This is a genomic window from Runella sp. SP2, from assembly GCF_003711225.1.
Classification (GTDB): domain Bacteria; phylum Bacteroidota; class Bacteroidia; order Cytophagales; family Spirosomataceae; genus Runella.
This window is the reverse complement of sequence record NZ_CP031030.1, coordinates 3,574,046-3,592,699: the sequence shown is the minus strand read 5'-3', so window position 1 is coordinate 3,592,699 and position 18,654 is coordinate 3,574,046. Positions and strand designations below refer to the sequence as shown.

Genomic DNA, 18,654 nt, shown 5'->3' with positions numbered 1-18,654 from the left:
GCCATCTTTAAAGGCTGTTAATGCCTGCATTACTTCATCTGTCCTAACCAAACTAACTCATGTACTTCAAACGTCTGCTTAGACCGCTTGCCGTTTCTACCATTGCTCTTTGTGCGGCAACGACGTACGCCCAGAAAATCGACGAAGCGTACAACCAAAAAATCAAAGAATACACTACCGACCCGCGCTTTTTGCCCTCGTCGGTGCTCAACCTACCCGACGACCCCAAAGTGCCCTCGCCGCGTAAACACTTTGGCGAGATTGTGGGTGCCCCTGGGATTTTGCACAACACCACGGCCATTTATGGCTATTTTCAAAAATTGTCGCAAAGTTCGCCTTACCTGACCATGCAACAGGTAGGGACAAGCGAAGAAGGTCGCCCGATTCATTTGGTGGCTATCGGAAACGAAGACGCCATGAAACGCGTGGCCCACTACCAAAAACAGCTTTCGCTGCTGGCCGACCCGCGCAAATTACCCGCTTCGGAACTGGAAAAAGTGTTGGGTGATACTAAATTGGTATATTACATCAACTGCGGGCTTCACTCGCCTGAGATGGGTTCGCCCGAAATGGTGATGGAGTTGGCCTATCGCTTAATCACCGCCCAAACGCCTGATATTAAAGCCGTTCGGGATAATATCATTGTGTTGATTAACCCCGTATCGGAACCCGATGGCTGGGACAAACAAGTGGATTGGTACAACCGCTACACCAAAGACCGTAAAAACTATGATGATGGCTTCCCACGCGTGCCGTATTGGGGAAAATATACCTATCACGACAACAACCGCGATGGTTTACAGTCGTCGCAGGCGTTGACCAAGGCCATGTACAAAATTTACTACGATTGGCACCCTACGGTGATGCTCGATTTGCACGAGTCGGTGCCGTTGCTTTATATTTCTACGGGAACAGGGCCGTATAACGATGCCATCGACCCCATCACCATTGGTGAATGGCAAACCATGGCCAATCACGAAATGACAGCCTTGGCATCGCAGGGGTTGCCAGGGGTGTTTACGTGGGCATTTTATGACGGATGGAACCCAGGTTATGCGTTTTTTATTGCCAATAATCACAACTCTGTCGGACGCTTTTATGAGACGTTTGGTAATGCAGGTGCCACGACGTATGTGCGCGATTTGGCAAACCAAAAGTATTCAGGTGACCCCGTAACGAGCAAAGAATGGTATCGGCCCAATCCTGCTACCGAGAAAGTGAATTGGTCGTACCGAAACAACATCAATTACATGCAAGCAGGCGTACTGGCAGGCTTGACCTATGCTGCCAATAACCGACGGTTGTTGTTGACCAATTTTTACCAAAAAGGAGTAAATGCTATCCAAAAAGGAAAAACCGAATCGCCAAGGGCGTTTGTCATTCCCAAAAAACAAAGCGACCCAGTAATGGCGGCGTATTTGGTCAATCAGTTACGTGTGCAAGGAATTGAAGTCCATAAATCGACTTCGGATGACTATGTGGTGTTGTTGGAGCAGCCTTACCGTAATCTAGCGGTGTCGTTGTTGACTAAGCAAAACTATCCCAAAGAAACCAAATACCCATCGTATGATGATATTGCGTGGACGCTCGGGTACCTGAATGGAGTTGACGTCAAAGCTCTTGACAACGTCACGTATGCCGCAAGCGACCTTACCCTCGTGAATCAAGAAGTGAAATATACGGGTAAAGTGGAAGGAGAGGGTACAGACTATGTCCTCAATTACAAAGCCCAAAACACGGTGCTGTCGGCCTTGTATTGGCTAAAATCTCAGAATAAATCGAGCAAGGCAGTAGTGTTAGATGCCAAAACTACCCTGAGTGGCATAAAAGATACTTTGGCAGCGGGATCGGTGGTGTTGCAAGGAATCACGGCCGAACAAGCTAAAAACATGACAACGCAGTTTGGACTTGACCTGACCGCGACCAAAGCGACGGCCAACGTGAAACAACACGAAGTGACCCTCCCACGAACGGCCATTTACCACAGTTGGTTCAATACCCAAGACGAAGGATGGGTGCGTTTTACCTTTGACCAACGCGGGATTCCCTACACTTCCATCGAAAAAGATGATTTGAAGGCGGGCGATTTGCGCAGTAAATACGACGTGATTGTGATTCCTAAAATGCGTGGTACGGGCAGTGATTTTATTCACGAAATTGATAAAAAGTTTGGGCCATTGCCTTATACCAAAACCCCCGAATTCCCTTCGCACGGGTTTCCTGATTCCACTCCTGACATGACGGGCGGGCCAGGCTTTGATGGCATGAACCAACTCAGAATGTTTGTGGAAGCAGGTGGCGTATTGGTGACTTTGGACAACACTTCTGCGATGATTGCGGAAACAGGAATTACCCGCGATTTAGATAAAGTAGAAACGCCAGGGCTTTATCATCCAGGTTCCATTGTAAACGTTAAAGTACGTAAGTCGGATAGCCCGATTGTGTACGGGTTTCCTGAAGTATTCCCGATTTTCAAGGGTATTTCACCGTTGTTGCAGACCAAAAAGTACAACCGTGACATGATGGTGCTTCAATATGGCACTAAATCATTGAAGGAAGATGAAGAGTACAACGGCCCCATCATGGGATTACCTGACAGAACAACAACCAAAGAAACTGCGCCTGCCAAACCTAAGAAAGAAGAACCGTATGTGCTTTCGGGAATGGTAAGAAATGAACAAACCATCGTGGGTCACGGCGGAATTTTCAACGTTCCCGTGGGGGCAGGTCGTTTGGTAGCGTTTACGTTTAATCCGTTGCATCGTTACATCAACCTTCACGATGCGCCAATGGTTTGGAATGTACTCATCAACTGGAATCGTTTGTAAAACAACGCCTTTTGTCATATCTCTATGAAATCACTTTTTCGCTTCTTGTTGTCGGGAGCGTGTGCCAGTGCCCTCGCGTTGACGGCACAGGCCCAGCAAATTGACGAGCCTTACAACCAAAAAATCAAAGAATTTACGACCGACCCGCGCTTCCTGCCGTCGTCGGTGCTGGATTTGGTCAACGACCCCAAAATCCCGTCGCCGTTGAAGCAATTTGGGCAAATTGTCGGAGCGCCTGGCGTGCTGCATCGTACGGCGGATATTTACGGCTATTTTCAAAAATTAGCCCAAACGTCGCCGAACATTGTCAACGAACAGATTGGAACTACCGAAGAAAATCGTCCCATTCAAATGTCCGTTATTGCCAATGCCGCCACTATCAAGCGCCTCGACCATTACAAAAAACAACTGGCACTTCTTGCTGACCCGCGCAAAGTAAACCCTGCCGATGTGCAAAAAATCTTGGGTGACAGCAAAGTGGTGTATTTCCTGAATGGTGGAATGCACGCTTCCGAAACGGGTTCGCCCGAAATGCTGATGGAATTGGCGTATCGTTTGGTAACGGGACAGTCTGACGAAATCAAAGCCATTCGCGACAACCTGATTGTGATTATTAACCCCGTATCCGAGCCCGACGGCTGGGATAAGATGGTGGATTGGTACAACCGTTATACCAAAAAACGCACCAATTTTGAGGACGGAATGCCTGCTTCGCCACCGTATTGGGGAAAGTATGTCTATCACGACAACAACCGCGACGGCTTACAGGTCTCGCAGGCCATTACAAAGAGTATTTTTAAAGCCTATTTCGACTGGCATCCTACGGTGATGCTCGACTTACACGAGTCGGTGCCTTTGTTGTACATTTCAACAGGAACAGGGCCGTACAGCGAAGCCGTGGACCCCGTAGCGATTGGCGAATGGCAAATTATGGCCGACCACGACATGACGACGTTGGCAGCACAAGGGCTTCCTGGGGTGTTCAACTGGGCGTTTTACGATGGCTGGTACCCTGGCTACGGCATTTGGGTAGCCAACAACCACAACTCCGTCGGGCGTTTTTACGAAACCTACGGCAATGCGGGCGCGAATACCTTCATGCGTGACTTGGCCAATGCTAAATTTGCGGGCGACAACGTGACAAGTCGCGAGTGGTACCGCCCGTATCCTGCGACCGAAAAAGTGTATTGGTCGTTCCGAAACAACATCAATTACATGCAAGCGGGCGTATTGGCTTCGTTGGGATACGCAGCAGCGAATGGCAAGCTACTGTTGAAGAATTTTTACCAAAAAAGCTTGAATAACCTGTCCAAAGCAGCCAAAGACGGCCCTAAGGCTTTTGTGATTGGAAAACAGCAACGCGACCCCGCGATGGCAGCGTATTTGGTCAATCAGCTACGTACCCAAGGGATTGAAGTACACAAAGCCGAAACGGGTAAAAATCAAGGGGATTATGTGGTGTTGTTGAACCAACCGTATCGCAACTATGCGTACTCGTTGTTGACCAAGCAAAACTACCCGAAAGAAGCCAAATTTCCGCCCTACGACGCGATTGCGTGGACGTTGCAGTACCTCAATGGCGTAAATGTAACCCAACAAGATACCCTCAAATACGAATTGTCGGACTTGAAATTACTTACGGCGGATGTGAAGTACGACGGAAAAATCGAGGGAGAAGGAACGTACTATGTGGTCAATTACAAAGCGCAAAATACGGTATTGCCTGCCGCGTATTGGGCAAAATCGCAGAATGCTAAAACCATTGTGTTAGATGCCAAAACCACACTGGAAGGTCGTAAAGACACGTTGGCGCAAGGAGCGGTGGTGTTTTCGGGCTTGTCGGCCGACCAAGCGAAGCAATTGGCGGATAAGTTTAGCGTGGATTTGATTTCGACCAAAACCATGCCGTCGGTGAAGCAGCACGAGGTAAGTTTGCCGCGCGTAGCGATTTACCATACGTGGTACCAAACCCAAGACGAAGGCTGGTCGCGCTATACGTTTGAACAACGCGGTATTCCTTACACCTCGATTCATAAAGACCATTTGAAAAAAGGCAACTTACGGTCGCAGTTTGACGTGATTTTGGTGCCTCGCGTGGGCGGTACGGGAGCCAACTTCTTGCACGAAGTGGACACCAAATTTGGCCCCATGCCTTACACCAAAACCGCTGAGTTTCCGTCGCACGGCACACCAAGTAGCACCGACGACATGACGGGTGGCCCAGGTTTTGAGGGAGTTGCGGAATTGAAAAAGTTTGTCGATGAAGGTGGGGTATTAATAACCCTCGACAACTCATCGAGCATCATGTCGGACTTGGGCATTGTGCGCGAATTGAAACGGTACGAATCGCCCACTTTGTTTCACCCAGGTTCGATTATTCAGGTGAAAAACCGCAAGCCTTCGCATCCAATTATGTATGGTTACCCCGAAACCTTCCCTATTTTCAAAGGACAAGGGGCATTGTTGCAAACCGAAAAGCGCGACCGCGACATGATGTTGATGCAATACGGCACCAAGCCACTCAAGGAAGAAGAAGAATACAAAGGATTGATTATGGGAATGCCTGATAAAAAAGAGGTAAAAGACCCCAAACCCGCCACGCCGAAGCCTGAACCGCCATACGTTTTGTCGGGGATGGTGCGCAACGAGCAAACCATCATCGGTCACGGTGCTATTTTCAACGTACCCGTAGGCAAAGGCCAAGTGGTTGCGTTTACGTTTGACCCACTTCATCGTTACCTTAACCACCACGACGCGCCACTTTTGTGGAATGCGATTTTAAATTGGAACGCATTGCGGTAATTCTGCTGAGTTCAGGGCTATAAGGTTTTTGAAACCTTATAGCCCTAGAATTTGCCCCCCATTTGTTACAAAATTCCTTAAAATTTGCCCCTTATTTGTTACAAAAAAATGTAAATTTGCTTATAATTTGTTACAAATATGGGCAATTTTCAAAGAAAATTAGAACAAAAAATTCTAGATTGGAAGGAAAAAAAGAATCGTAAACCACTGATTTTGAGGGGAGCACGGCAGGTTGGTAAATCTACTCTTGTGAGGGAGTTGGGAAAAAGTTACGACCATTTCATACAATTGAATTTAGAAAAACCCAACGACAGGCGTTTTTTTCAGAAAGAACGAGAGGTAACTGAGATATGGCAACAACTTATTTTTGAGAAAGCGCTTCCAGATAGACCGCAAAATACACTTCTTTTTATTGATGAAATTCAGGAGATTCCGCACGTTATTAAGCAGTTGAGGTATTTCTACGAAGAAATTCCGCAGCTTCATGTCATTGCAGCGGGTTCATTGCTTGAATTTGCTTTGGGTGATGTGGGTTCATTTCCCGTAGGACGCGTCGAAGAAATGGTGTTGCATCCATTTGATTTTGAGGAATTTTTGATGGCTACTGGAGAAGAAAATGCCTTAAAAGCGTTACGACAAATACCTTTGCCTTCGTTTGCTTACGACAAACTGTTCGACCTATTTAAAAAGTATGTAATCATCGGTGGTATGCCCGAAGTTATCCGACAATATGTGGCATCTGGTGGAAAGTTGACGGGTTTGAAAGGCATTTATGCATCTATTTGGGAAACGTACAAGTCAGACGTGGTCAAATACGCGCACAATGCGACTGAGGCAAAAATAATGCGATTTGTCATTGAGTCGGCGCCTTTGGTGCGAGATCGTATCAGTTTTGCGGGTTTTGGAGGGTCTAACTATCGTTCGAGAGAAGTGGGTGAAGCGTTTAGGGCCTTGGATTTGGCCAAAGTCATTTATTTGATTTATCCTACTACTCAGGTTGCGCCGCCTCAACTGCCCGAAATTTCACGTAAGCCTCGCTTACAGTTTTTGGATACAGGCCTGCTCAATTATGCCTCTGAGATTCAGGCGGAACTACTACAATTAGACGACCTCAACGATTACCATAAGGGCTTTGTGGTTAATCACTGCATCACGCAGGAACTGATTGCACAGCATAATGAAGTGTTTTTTAAGCCTCAATTTTGGGTAAAAGAAAATGCGACCTCTAATGCCGAAGTAGATTTGACCCTCAAATGGCAAAAATACCTGTTGCCCATTGAGGTAAAATCAGGAGCTAAAGGAAGTTTACGTTCACTTCATGAGTTTATGGATTTGACCGACCACTCCTTAGCCATCCGATTTCTAAGAAATGAGGCAAACATCGAAACTGTCACAACCCGCCAAGGGAAGCTGTTTCAGTTGCTGAATCTGCCTTATTTCGCTATTTCGCAAGTGGAGAAGTATGTTGAGTGGGCGGTGAATTCTGGTATAAGCAATTGGAAAGCGTAGTCATTTAGATAGCACTATTTTAGGCCACTAATTCGTTGTTTTAAAAAAGCCACATACTTATGAAAAAGCTCCTACCCATTCTATGTTTATTCTTGCTATTTGGTTGCAAAAAGCAGGCTGATGTTCGTCCTTCCGAAATTTTTAAAATTTTGCCAAACCACTCCATTGCCTTGTCGTCCAGAAACAGCCAAAGTTCATTTTTGGCGTATCGTTTTGAAAAGACGGGAAACAAATATGTGGGGTATTATGAAAAAGACATTATAGGGGATTTGGCCTGTGATGATTGCGGAAACCCTTTTATTGCGTTTGAGTTTGACCCGACCCTTTCAACTTTTTCTTATACGACGACTTCGGACTTTGAGAATGCCCAAGCAATTAATGGGATGACGAGTAGCTTTTTTGGGGCGTGGGCGAGCCGTATCGTTTCGAGCAAAATTGAGGGCAAAAAAATGGATAACAACACTTGGTATATAATCCTAAAAGTCAAACAGCAAAACCAATCAGAAGAAACGACGCTGGATGGTTACTTTCGGAGGTTTGATTAACTTGCATTAAATAAATGTCTAAATGGGACTTAAAAAAAATGAAAATTAAGCAACTAATTCGTTTTGACTGGGCCATAAAACAACTTTTGAGAGATAAGGCCAACTTTGATATTCTTGAGGGTTTTTTGTCGGAACTACTCAAAGAAGATGTTAAAATTAAGCAAATATTAGAGAGTGAAACCAATAAAAAAACTGATGATGATAAACATAATCGGGTGGATATTTTGGTGGAAAATTCTAAAGATGAGTTAGTCATTATTGAAATTCAAAATAGCAAAGAATATGATTATTTTCACAGAATGCTATTCGGAACTTCTAAAGTGATCACAGAGCACATGAAAGAAGGGGATGCGTATTCAAAAGTTAAAAAGGTCATTTCGATTACAATTGCTTATTTTGACTTAGGACAGGGGAAGGACTATGTTTATCATGGAACAAATGTGTTTAAGGGGATACACAAAGGCGATGTTTTAGTGCTTTCAGATAAACAGATTGCTTTATACAACAAACAAGAAGTACACCAGATTTATCCCGAATATTGGGTAATCAAGGTGAGCCAGTTTAGCGATCGAATCAAAGATAAATTAGATGAATGGATATATTTCTTGAAAAATTCGGAGGTGAAGGATACGTTTTCTGCCAAAGGGTTGAAAGAAGCAGGGGAGAAATTGGACAAGATGAGATTATCGGAAGAAGAAAGAATAGAATACAACGTCTATCTTAAAAGATTACGCGATATTGCAAGTGAACAGCATACCCTCATGGCAGATGCTCTTGACTTAATAATGGCAGAAGAAAGGGGAATTCAAAAGGGGATTGAGAAAGGGATTCAACAAGGAATTGAAAAGGGGATTGAGAAAGGACTTCAACAAGGAATTGAAAAGGGAATTGAAAAAGGCCGTGAACAACAACAAATTGAAATGATTATGAGACTAGACAAAAAAGGTAAATCCACTCAAGAAATAGCTGATTTGCTTGATATAGACCTTAAAGAAGTGACAAAAACTCTTGGAAGTTCAAGGTAATAGAAATTGTTCGGAGTCGTTTAGATATAGCTAAAAACCTGCTCGAAAGTCTTACTCTTTCGAGCAGGGAAAGTTTTTTACTCATTCTTCAACACATTTGCGGGATTGGTGCGGGCGGCTTTTAGGGTTTGAGAGCCGATAAGCACAACTGCCAACGCCAAAACAGACCAAAAACCGACCGTTAGTTCCCAAAAATGGATAGGCTGGTGGTAGGCAAATTGGGTAAGTACCAATTTATTAAACAACAAATACGTGCTAGGTAAGGCAATGGCCGCCGAAAGTACCAACAACCCCAAAAAACCTTTGCTAAGAAAATAAACCAACGAGGGCTCATTGGCTCCCAGCACTTTACGGATGCTGATTTCTTTGAGTTTGGTTTCGGTCGTAAAAACAACCATGCCAAACAAGCCTAAGGAAGCAATGCAAACGGCTAAAAAGGCCAGAAATCCAATGACTTTCACAATAACCGAAAATTGGCGGTAGGCTTCTTCGATTTGGTCGTCGTAAAAACGGGCATCCAAAGGGTGAACCTTGTCAATGCGTTTCCACACAGCTTCAATCTGCGCCATGGTGGCGGGCAAGTCTTTGGAGTTGATTTTGAGGTTAAGGTTGCCTTCGTTGGGGGAATAAAAAAACACAAAAGGCTCAATGCGGTGTTCGACCGTTCGGTAATGAAAGTCCTTGACCACCGCGATAATGGTAAACTTTTTCCCGTCGAGGGTTTTGATTTGTTCTCCGATTGCCTTGGTCGGATGGCCACCACCGATGTTGAATCGTTTTATGACTTGCTCATTGACAATCACTTCCGAACTCTCTTCGCTTTTAGCTCGTGGTGTAAAATGCTGCCCCGCAAGCAGCCGATGCCCGTGTAAGGGCAAATAGCGTTCGTCCACGTAGTTTTGGGCGATGTTGGAAGAATCGTCGGGCTGTTGGTACTTAATCATGGTGCCATACACGCTTCCTAGGCTGGTGACAAGTCGAGAAGTGGAAATGTCGGTCAAGCTTGGGATTTCGGCCAATTCTTTCCGAATAACTTCGCTTTTGTTGCCTTGTAGGTTGATATTCAGGATATTTTCGGTGGAAAATCCAAGGTCAAAAACGATAAAATGTTTGTATTGATTATAACCAAGAATCGTAGTAGTGATGAAAACCAGAGAGAACGTATATTGAACAACGATAAGGGCTTTGCGGAGATTAACGCGGCGGAAAAGGGGCACCGAAGAAGCGTCTTTTAACACTTGAATGGCTTTGATACGGGCAAAAAATAACGCAGGTAAGAAACCAGCAGCAATGCCAACCAAGGCTGATAAACCGATAAAATACAAGATGATTTTGGGCGAAAGTTCCAGTGAAACGAGTTCGGTAAGCTGAGGTGCTAGACCCAAAAACTGGGCTCGTAGCACCAGAAAAAGTACAAACGCCAACAACAGCGCCATCAGAGAAATAAGCACCGACTCGGTAATAAATTGTAGCAAAACGTGTTCTTTAAACGCACCAACGATTTTGCGAACACCCACCTCCCGCGCTCGGCGAAGCGACCGCGCGATGGAAAGATTGGTGTAATTGAAACAGGCCGACAAAATGATAACCAGTACCAAACCTGCCAGTATCCAGATGGTGATTTGGTTCATGGTAGGGCCACTGGCATTTTCCAAGCGATTGCCAATCGTAATGCCGTTTAATGATTGGGGGCTCAACTGAATTTGCTGATTTTTAAGTTGTTTGTTTTCCGACAAACAAAGCTTATCGAGGTTTGCTTGCAGGGTTTCAAGTGAGCTGTTTTCGGGCAATAACACGTAGGTATAATTTGAAAAAACATTGCCCCAATTCATAAAACCGCCGTCAAAATCGGGTTTTTGGAGTTCGATACTGGCGAAAGAAACCAAGGCGTCAAAACGTAAGTGCGACAGCTTGGGAATATCTTTCATGACGCCCGTAATGGTGTATTCGGTGGTATCAAATCGAATGCTTTTGCCCAGCACGTCGGTGTCACCAAACAGTTTTTGGGCGGTTTTTTCGGGCAAAACAATCGTGTAAGGATTTTTTAACGCGGTGGCAGGATTACCCGAAAGCAGCGGAAACGTAAAGACTTTAAAAAAGGACGCATCCGCCCATAAGCCTCCTAGGGGAAGCGTGGTTTCGTTTACTTTGGCATCCCCGCCGAAACCCCGCCGCAATAGCGTCACTTGCTCTACGTTAGGGAATGTTTCTTGAATTTTTTTACCCGCCAATACCGACCCCGAGGCAAGTTCAATGGAGGGTTGCCCAGCGGGTTGGAGTGAGGTGTTGATACGGTAAATACGGCTCTTTTTTTCGTGAAAATCATCGTAAGAAAGCAAGTCACTCAAAAATGAAATCATCAACAATCCCACCGACATGCTGATGGAAAGTCCGATAATGTTGATGGCTGAAAAGAGTTTGTTGCGAACCAAACTGCGTCGTGATGTTTTAAAATAGCTGTTAAACATGATGGTATAAGTAAAAAATGAATAAAAATTAGGCGCACGGAGGGTGTACAATCGAATAAACTTCAGGACGTCTATCCAATAAATAAAACGGGCGTAGTGAAGACCGCGGCGTTGAAGGTTACGCTCAAAAAATTCGTAGAGGTCGCCTTGCAAATCTTCGGCGAGCTCGGGGCGACAATACCATTCCAAGAGTCGTTGTGCATTGCGGGGAGGTTGGGGGAGAGTGCTCATACTGCGCCGCCAAGGTTGAGGTCAGGGATGATTCGCCAGAGTCCTTCACGGATTTCACGGGCGTTCACTAGGGCAATTTTTCCTACTTGGGTTATTTCATAATAACGTTTGCGTTTGCCGCCGCGAGCGTTGGTGGCTTCACCCAAAAAACTTTTGGCTAAGCCCTTTTCTTCCAGCCGATTAAGGACAGCGTGAACAACGCCTAATTTCGCGGCTCTTCCCGTACGTTTCTCCAATTCGTCGCAAATGGCCACGCTGTAGGCTTCGCTGGCTAAGGCGGCAATCGTAAGTAACACCAACTCTTCAAACTCGCCCAAATTTGTTCCCTTCATATATCAATTTTATTTATTCTGTAAATGTATGTAAAATGGGTTTAATAAATTCACTATTTGTATGTAAAATATTTTTCTTCTTTCTTATAAACACATAGGGAACATTAGCATAAACACATAAAAAACATAGCAGTCTATGTATCCTATGTGAAAATCTATATGAACTATGTGTTTACCTTTAAAATGTTGAACAGTTTAAAAACTCCACGTGTTTTTCGCGGCATTGTACGGCTCGATGGAAAATTTGATACCGTTGCTAACGCCAAAAGTGTTTGATTGGCCGATGACGTAATACGCTCCCAACCGAATCCGTTCGCGGCCCAATTTGAAGATACGATTCAACCCAAAATACAATTCCGAATACTGGAACTTGCGTTCGGGGACGTACAAAAAGCCACCTCCTGCCATTTCACGGATTTTGGTTTTGTTGAGCAATGGGATTTTACTCGTCAAGAAGCCGTTGAATTGATGCACGTAGTGCGTCTCCAAATGCCAATCGAACACAGGAAACGTCTGAGGAATGAGCTGATAGGTGTACATGGCAGGCGAGAAAAAGTAGCGGTCGCCACCCCGCATGTAAGAATAATCCATCACTGCCAAACTTGTGGTATCCAAGAACTTACCCGCACTGATACGGTACTCCGACGTGCCGATGATACCTACGTTAAAAGTCTGCCGTACTGAGGCCGACAACTTGGTGTAAACGTTGGTGTTTTTGCCCGAAACAGGCCAAGCGCGGTCGATGTTTAGGCTAAACGTAGGGTAGTTGGACCCCAGAATGACTTTTTCGTTGGGTTCACGCAAGTAAAGTTGGCGTGGCGTATAGTCAATACCGAAAACGGTTCGGTAGATGTGCGTGGTGGGGAAAGGTTGAGGGGCATTATTGCTAAAAATGCGGTCGCCGAGCGAGCTAAACTGGAAATTCGACAAATCGCGACGGGTCTCGTAATAGGCTTGGGCGCTGAAATAAAAGCCATTGAAAAGCTCCGTTCGGTGCATAAGATTGATGTACTGATTTCGGTAAAAATTGCTTCGACGAGCAATGTCGCTAATCGTCGCCGCGCCGTTGATGACGTTGAACCCTGAGCCCATCGCCAGACTGATGTTAGAGACTTTGAGGGGATTGTAAAAATAGCTAACACTCACAAAACCAATCACATCCTTGTTCTTAAACCCATAGCCTAAGTTGCTGTTGACCCAAAGTTGTTTTCGGTTTTCTTGGCGTTTGTAAAAACCTGCTCCGTAGCGTACCCGCCAGCCGCCAATGGCCAACGGGTCAACCAGCCCCAACACGGGGTCGAAGTGCCAAGTGGTCTTTTTTTCGCGGTTGATGTGCCCCATGCCCAAATACACGACTTTGGGAAACGTGATGCGGTTGAAAATTTTATCAACGGAATCCAAATACGCTTTTGAGTTCACCAGCGCTTCGAGCCGTTCTTTTTCCTTGATAAACTTCTGTTCGTCGCGGGTCAATGGTTGTGGGCGAATTTGTTCCCAAAAAGTGGTGTCGCGTTTGTAGGCTTCGGCGGTAGTGACGCCTACTTCGTCCCCAAAAAAGCGCTTTGGTAAGGTCAAATCAAAGGCATAATCGGACTGCAATACTTCGGTTTTGCCCGTTTTTTTGGTATTCCCTTCTTTGACTTTCCAGTGGTACGTAACCCGCGTTGGAATCCAGCGGTTTTGTACATTTTCAAACTGCTGTTTTACGCCAAATTCATCGTAACGCAGCAATCCTCGCTTGGTGATTTGAAGGTCAACGTTACGCAAAACCCATTCATCCTCAATGACTTCGATGGTGCCTTCGTAGAGCGCGTTGCCCAGCTCGCGAGGAATGACTTTTATTTGGTATATTTTGTAAGGGCCGTCGATGTAGTACTTCAACAGCTGAAAACGGTAACTCAAAAACGTCAGGTCGCTTAGGGGTGAGGTGATTTCGTTATCGCCGATTTTGGCGATTTTTTGGTGATTTTGGTAAAAGTTAAACTCCCCGTCGGTCACCGACTTAAAAAACAACGTACTCTGGTCGCCCAGCCGCTTGACCGCTTCGCGCTCTTCTTTTTGTTGTCCTGCCCGACTTTGGTGCCGAACTAGCTGACATTCAAAGAGATTTAATTTGGGAATGCTGTCGGTAATGACAGGTTTTTTGAGGGCATCTTCGACTTTGGCGGGGGTATCCTCCTCTTTTTTGGGAGCAACTTTTTTGGTTTCAAAACGCTCTACACTCTTGATATAGACCTTCGCACGGTAGTTTTGATACTGCCTGAGGAGCGAATCTTTGCGCTGGAGCACCTGCTTGATGACCTCGTACGAATAATCTCGTTTTTTGACCTTGACCACCACCTCGTCGAGTTGCTTTTGGTCTATTTTTAGGTACACGTTTCTGACAAGGTCTTTGGCCGCTACCACTTCAAACACCTCCGTTTGGTAGCCCATCGACGACACCGAAATGCGGTTGAGTCCTTCCAATAATTTGAGTTGATAACGCCCTTCTTTGTCGGTGACAGTGCCCGTATTGGCATTTACGACGCGAACCGTAACCCCAGGAAGTGGCTCGTTGGATTCGGAATGAACAAACCCCCGAAGTTGGTAAAACTCTTGTGAAAAGGCAGTAGTGGCAACAAGTAGAAGGCAGAATAGACGTAAAATAGTTCTCAAAACGGTGGCTGGTTAGGTAATGGCTGCTAATTCCCTAACGCACAAATCGGCGTTTATGCTATATAGAGGTTGAAAAATTCGTCGTTTGGGTGTGAGGTGGTGAGGTGGGTGGGGAGAGCGGGTAGGGTGGAAGGCGTTGCGGTGCCAGTATTTTAATAATTATGAAAAGCGCATGAACTAAAAAACCATGTTTTTTGCGTAGTTTTGTTAAAACTAGAAATTACCATGAGTAAAAATAACGTAATGACCTCAAATCGTGACTTACTTTTAGCCTGTGCTGGAAGTATCAGCGATGAAACCGCCGACGATTTACAAAAAACTGTTCGGGAAGAGTTTAGTAAAATTGAGGGCGAATGGTGATGGAAAAAGTAGCTTTGGACACAAATGCCGTTATAGAGATTATGAGAGGCAATTCAAAGATGTATGTTTGGTGAAGAAAAATAAACGTAAATTATTGCGGATAAATAAAAGCTATAGTAGATATAAAAACGATAATAATGAAGTTAGAATTGTGATATGAAAATAAACTTAAATCCAAATAAAGATGAATTTTCTGAATTCTTAGTTGCAAGTACACTTGAATTTATATCTGAATTCAAAGAACCAACTGCTATAGGTATTGAATTATCAATTTCAAAAAAGACAATTTCAGTACATTATAATTATGAGCTACAGATTAATAAGCTAGACAAGAGCCCACATCAGTTTGAAATTCTCAATTATCGTCAAACCCAATTTGAATTTGGAATTCCAAATAAGTATGGACTAGTTTATGATATGCGACTATGGACAGGAGTTAGAAATGCGACAAGGAAATTAAATCTTCCCACAGTACTATGTTGTTTTGAAAATTCTTTGGAAAATTATTTTGCAATTGAAACAGAATTGGAACTATTTGGAAGGTATATTATTAAGTTTTTTAGAGATGATAATTTAGAGTATTATAACTGGTATATTAATAAATTTACTGGAAAAACAATGGAAGAAATAGAAAATGAAATACCTAATCATTGGCTTCCAGAATTAAGGAAAAAACATCTCGAAGATGCTATTTTTTTTAATAACTTAAGCTCAGAACAGTTATCCTATCTAAATATTTTTATTAAGCAGTTAATTGACGTAACAGCTATGAATGTAATGAGAGCAATTGATGAGAATACAGGAAGCGAAGATGATTTAATCGATATAAACATTAATAAAATTAAGGCAACTGATTTGCCAATGATTGGAAATGGGAATCTGTCAGGAGAATATTTGGATTGGTGTGAAAGGTTTAGTGATTTTGGTCCTACTGCTTTTTTATAATAATGAATTTCATTGACTCAATAAATGTTAGCCAAAAAAGTAAAACCAGCATAACAATGCACTGGACGGGCATATCGGTCGTCCGTCGCCAGTGCCGCCCGTTAGACACAATTAAAGGAAGTACATCAGATATATCCCGAATATTGGGTAATAAAAGTAGGTATGTTTGGAAATCGGGTAAAAGATAAATTGGACGAGTGGATATATTTTTTTAAAAATTCAGAAGTTAAAGATAGCTTTTCAGCGAAAGGGTTAAAAGAAGCAGGAGCGAGACTTGATGAAATGAAACTTTCAGAGAAAGAAAGGAAAGAATATAACGCTTATTTAAAAAAACTGCGGGACATTGCCAGCGAACAACACACAAAAATGGCAGATGCCCAAGATTTGATAAATCAAGGAATAAATAAAGGAGAAGAAAGAAAGGAAAAAGAAATCATACTCGAAATGAGCAAAGAGGGCTTTTCAATTCCTCAAATTGCAAAAATTGTAAAGAAATCAGAGCAGGTGGTTCGGCAAATTATTGAAGATCAATTGAATAAATAAATCCGCCCAGTAAAGCATCTATGCCTATTTGCGGCAAAACCCACCCGCAAGGCTCAACGGCGGCGGGCTGCCTCCATGTTTTCAGAAGTACGACGAACAAAGAATTAAGAGCAAAAATTGCCTCAAACCACACCTCGTTGCATTACTTTCTTCCGCAACGAGTAAAATAAACAGCGACCTAAATAAAAAGCTATATATTTGGATTGGCTGGTTATTACTTTGCACTACTCTCCCAAAAGTGGTGGAAACTTTCGGAAAAAAGATAAGCGTTTAAGGTTAGAGATTGGACAAGCAACAATAGAGGTTTCACCCTAAAATAAAAACGAATGAAATTAAATGCTTTTGTTAGTGTATTGATAAGTGCCCTTGTCGTAGTAGCAATGAGTAACATACATGCTCAGACCAAATCAGATACAACAAGCATCGAAAATATTGTGAATGATGAAGTAAGTGCTTGGAACAAAGGCGACGCAATCAATTATTCAAAACACTTTGCTGAAGACGGTACTTTTACAAATATTTTGGGAATGTTTTTTACAGGGCATCAATCCTTTGTCGCGCGACATGACGATATTTTCAAAGGTAAATTTAAGGATACCAGGCTTGAGATGAAAATCGTAGCACTAAAATTCGTTCGACCCGATGTTGCCCTTGTCGAGTGTCTTACTTGGACATCAGGTTTTTTAAATGGCCCTTTACCAGGTACGGTGTTGGACGATAAGGGGCGTCTTTGTACACGATTATTACAGGTAATGGCAAAAACGGATGGCGAATGGAAAATTATGACGTATCACAATGTTGAGGTCAAAAAATAACCCGTTATCTGCTAATTACCCTAATTCTGTGACATGTTTAGAAGAAGCCGTGGAAAACTAATACCTATTGAAGTGAAATCTGGGGCAGATGGTCGTTTAAAATCAGTGGAAGGAAAGCCCTATACTGTGAACTACCTTCCCGAAAGTTTTGAGACTTTCGGGAAGGTAGGCGCTTACCTCATATTAATTTACTAGCTTTGTAAATTATTGATATTCAGATGATAAACCTGTAGGGAAGGATACCTTTTCGCGAGTCAAAGACGGGGACGCAAAAATAAGTGGGAATGGGAATGTAGAGGTTTTAAGAAAAACGTAAACTCCTTAACTTGCACCCCCAAAACTCAGACATCTTTCACAGTACTTGCCAACCCCATGCGTTTTACTCTTAGTATCTACAATTTAATAGAAATAATCGCGGTTTTTCAGGGGTATATCTTTGCCATTTTACTCATCATCAGAGCAAAGAAACAAGAACGTTATTCCGATTATTGGTTGGGTTTACTGTTAATCACCATTAGTACGTATATGTTGCGGTATGCGATGGCTGATATTGTACCCGAAAAACCCAATTCTTTTATCATTCGATTGATGTCGTGCAGTTATATGGCGGTGGGGGTATGTATTTTCCTTTATTTTAAGACTCAAATCAATAGTCATTATCGAGTTACTCGGAAGGATTTAGTGCATTTTCTGCCTTTTTTCCTGTATTTTATTCTGTTTTGCATCAATTCTGTTCAAATTTTTCGACACCATGGTAAGTGGGAACGCCCGCTATTTTTCCAAATAGCAAGCTGGTTTTTTTATACCTATCGAACCGTCGGTACAATCGTTTATTGGTATTTATCGTGGCAATTGTATCAAAATTACCGAAAATGGCTACCTACCGAACGTTCTGATACTGAGGGGGTGCGTTTTGTCTGGTTTAAAAGATTTCTGATTGCCATCGGGGTTTTGATATTTTCGGGTATTGTGCTCAATTTCATTGATGTTTTCATCTTTACAACTCCCCTATGGCTTGATGCGTTTCAAGGGATTTTGGTGGCTATTTGTATTTACTATTTGAGCATAGAGGGCTATACTTATTTTCAACCAGAAGGTTTACGATACGGAACTACAAACGAAAGTATTGAAGAAACCACAACAGATCATCAACAAACCGTAATGATTGCCAAAATGCCACCGCAAGAGATTGAAATGTGGAAAAATAAAATTTTAGACTTGTTGCAAAAAGAGCGTTTGTACCTTCATCCTGAATTAACGTTAACAGATTTCTCACAGCATTTGCAGACGCATAACAAGCTTATTTCGGGTGTTATCAACGAAGTTTTTGAAAAAAATTTCAATGATTTTATCAACGAATACCGGGTCAATCTTTTTAAAGAAAAAGTAAATGACCCCAAGTTGAAACATCTCACTATGTTATCCATTGCATTAGAATGTGGTTTTAATTCAAAATCTACGTTCAATCGGGCTGTAAAAAAAGCTACAGGTAAGATGCCTTCAGAATTTTTGAAATAAATCTGAAAAAAGCGAGAAAATGAGTGTCAAATCGCGATTTAAAGCGATTTTAGCCCGAATGACAAGGATTTTTGTGCC

General features: G+C 43.2%; 13 protein-coding genes. 10 read left to right on the top strand and 3 right to left on the bottom strand.

Annotation, left to right across the window (positions count from 1 at the left end; all coding sequences use genetic code 11):
• Positions 1-59 precede the first annotated feature (59 nt).
• From DTQ70_RS14470 to DTQ70_RS14450, 5 genes are all read left to right on the top strand, one after another.
• The gene (locus DTQ70_RS14470) at positions 60-2,828 is read left to right on the top strand and encodes a M14 family zinc carboxypeptidase (protein ID WP_122931469.1); all 2,769 of its coding nucleotides are present in this window, start codon (positions 60-62) and stop codon (positions 2,826-2,828) included.
• A gap of 24 nt (positions 2,829-2,852) precedes the next feature.
• Positions 2,853-5,630 (top strand): M14 family zinc carboxypeptidase, encoded by a 2,778-nt coding sequence (locus tag DTQ70_RS14465; RefSeq protein WP_122931468.1) that lies wholly within the window; start codon positions 2,853-2,855, stop codon positions 5,628-5,630.
• A gap of 138 nt (positions 5,631-5,768) precedes the next feature.
• Complete coding sequence (locus DTQ70_RS14460) at positions 5,769-7,139, top strand: ATP-binding protein (protein ID WP_122931467.1); 1,371 nt, start codon at positions 5,769-5,771, stop codon at positions 7,137-7,139.
• Between the two features lie 59 nt (positions 7,140-7,198).
• The gene (locus tag DTQ70_RS14455; RefSeq protein WP_122931466.1) at positions 7,199-7,684 is read left to right on the top strand and encodes a hypothetical protein; all 486 of its coding nucleotides are present in this window, start codon (positions 7,199-7,201) and stop codon (positions 7,682-7,684) included.
• 38 nt (positions 7,685-7,722) lie between these two features.
• Complete coding sequence (locus DTQ70_RS14450) at positions 7,723-8,709, top strand: Rpn family recombination-promoting nuclease/putative transposase (protein WP_122934409.1); 987 nt, start codon at positions 7,723-7,725, stop codon at positions 8,707-8,709.
• A 77-nt stretch (positions 8,710-8,786) separates the two neighbouring features.
• Here the strand turns inward: DTQ70_RS14450 and DTQ70_RS14445 are convergent, their stop codons facing one another.
• From DTQ70_RS14445 to DTQ70_RS14435, 3 genes are all read right to left on the bottom strand, one after another.
• Positions 8,787-11,408 carry an ABC transporter permease gene (locus tag DTQ70_RS14445; protein WP_229600133.1) on the bottom strand — a complete coding sequence of 874 codons (2,622 nt, stop codon included), beginning with the start codon at positions 11,406-11,408 and terminating at the stop codon, positions 8,787-8,789.
• Positions 11,405-11,740 carry a PadR family transcriptional regulator gene (locus DTQ70_RS14440; protein WP_122931465.1) on the bottom strand — a complete coding sequence of 112 codons (336 nt, stop codon included), beginning with the start codon at positions 11,738-11,740 and terminating at the stop codon, positions 11,405-11,407. The genes DTQ70_RS14445 and DTQ70_RS14440 overlap by 4 nt, the downstream gene beginning before the upstream one ends.
• 195 nt (positions 11,741-11,935) lie before the next feature.
• Complete coding sequence (locus DTQ70_RS14435) at positions 11,936-14,395, bottom strand: DUF5686 and carboxypeptidase regulatory-like domain-containing protein (protein ID WP_122931464.1); 2,460 nt, start codon at positions 14,393-14,395, stop codon at positions 11,936-11,938.
• 225 nt (positions 14,396-14,620) lie between these two features.
• Between DTQ70_RS14435 and DTQ70_RS31205 the strand changes: the two genes are divergently transcribed.
• From DTQ70_RS31205 to DTQ70_RS14415, 5 genes are all read left to right on the top strand, one after another.
• Positions 14,621-14,755, top strand: coding sequence for a hypothetical protein (locus DTQ70_RS31205; RefSeq protein WP_255417974.1), 135 nt, complete (start codon positions 14,621-14,623; stop codon positions 14,753-14,755).
• 156 nt (positions 14,756-14,911) lie between these two features.
• Positions 14,912-15,700 carry a hypothetical protein gene (locus DTQ70_RS14430; RefSeq protein WP_122931463.1) on the top strand — a complete coding sequence of 263 codons (789 nt, stop codon included), beginning with the start codon at positions 14,912-14,914 and terminating at the stop codon, positions 15,698-15,700.
• 162 nt (positions 15,701-15,862) lie between these two features.
• Positions 15,863-16,243, top strand: coding sequence for a hypothetical protein (locus DTQ70_RS14425; RefSeq protein WP_122931462.1), 381 nt, complete (start codon positions 15,863-15,865; stop codon positions 16,241-16,243).
• Positions 16,244-16,569: 326 nt separating this feature from the next.
• A complete protein-coding gene (locus DTQ70_RS14420) occupies positions 16,570-17,058 on the top strand; it encodes an SgcJ/EcaC family oxidoreductase (protein WP_122931461.1) in 489 nt (162 codons plus the stop codon).
• A gap of 372 nt (positions 17,059-17,430) precedes the next feature.
• Positions 17,431-18,576 (top strand): AraC family transcriptional regulator, encoded by a 1,146-nt coding sequence (locus tag DTQ70_RS14415; RefSeq protein ID WP_122931460.1) that lies wholly within the window; start codon positions 17,431-17,433, stop codon positions 18,574-18,576.
• The last annotated feature ends 78 nt before the right edge of the window (positions 18,577-18,654 follow it).

Excerpts from the sequence above, each read along its gene's own strand:
- DTQ70_RS14415 (WP_122931460.1), top strand. The coding sequence starts at position 17,431 with ATGCGTTTTACTCTTAGTATCTACAATTTAATAGAAATAATCGCGGTT.
- DTQ70_RS14445 (WP_229600133.1), bottom strand. The coding sequence starts at position 11,408 with ATGAGCACTCTCCCCCAACCTCCCCGCAATGCACAACGACTCTTGGAA.
- DTQ70_RS14470 (WP_122931469.1), top strand. The coding sequence starts at position 60 with ATGTACTTCAAACGTCTGCTTAGACCGCTTGCCGTTTCTACCATTGCT.
- DTQ70_RS14465 (WP_122931468.1), top strand. The coding sequence starts at position 2,853 with ATGAAATCACTTTTTCGCTTCTTGTTGTCGGGAGCGTGTGCCAGTGCC.
- DTQ70_RS14430 (WP_122931463.1), top strand. The coding sequence starts at position 14,912 with ATGAAAATAAACTTAAATCCAAATAAAGATGAATTTTCTGAATTCTTA.
- DTQ70_RS14440 (WP_122931465.1), bottom strand. The coding sequence starts at position 11,740 with ATGAAGGGAACAAATTTGGGCGAGTTTGAAGAGTTGGTGTTACTTACG.
- DTQ70_RS14420 (WP_122931461.1), top strand. The coding sequence starts at position 16,570 with ATGAAATTAAATGCTTTTGTTAGTGTATTGATAAGTGCCCTTGTCGTA.
- DTQ70_RS14450 (WP_122934409.1), top strand. The coding sequence starts at position 7,723 with ATGAAAATTAAGCAACTAATTCGTTTTGACTGGGCCATAAAACAACTT.
- DTQ70_RS14460 (WP_122931467.1), top strand. The coding sequence starts at position 5,769 with ATGGGCAATTTTCAAAGAAAATTAGAACAAAAAATTCTAGATTGGAAG.
- DTQ70_RS14425 (WP_122931462.1), top strand. The coding sequence starts at position 15,863 with ATGTTTGGAAATCGGGTAAAAGATAAATTGGACGAGTGGATATATTTT.
- DTQ70_RS31205 (WP_255417974.1), top strand. The coding sequence starts at position 14,621 with ATGAGTAAAAATAACGTAATGACCTCAAATCGTGACTTACTTTTAGCC.
- DTQ70_RS14455 (WP_122931466.1), top strand. The coding sequence starts at position 7,199 with ATGAAAAAGCTCCTACCCATTCTATGTTTATTCTTGCTATTTGGTTGC.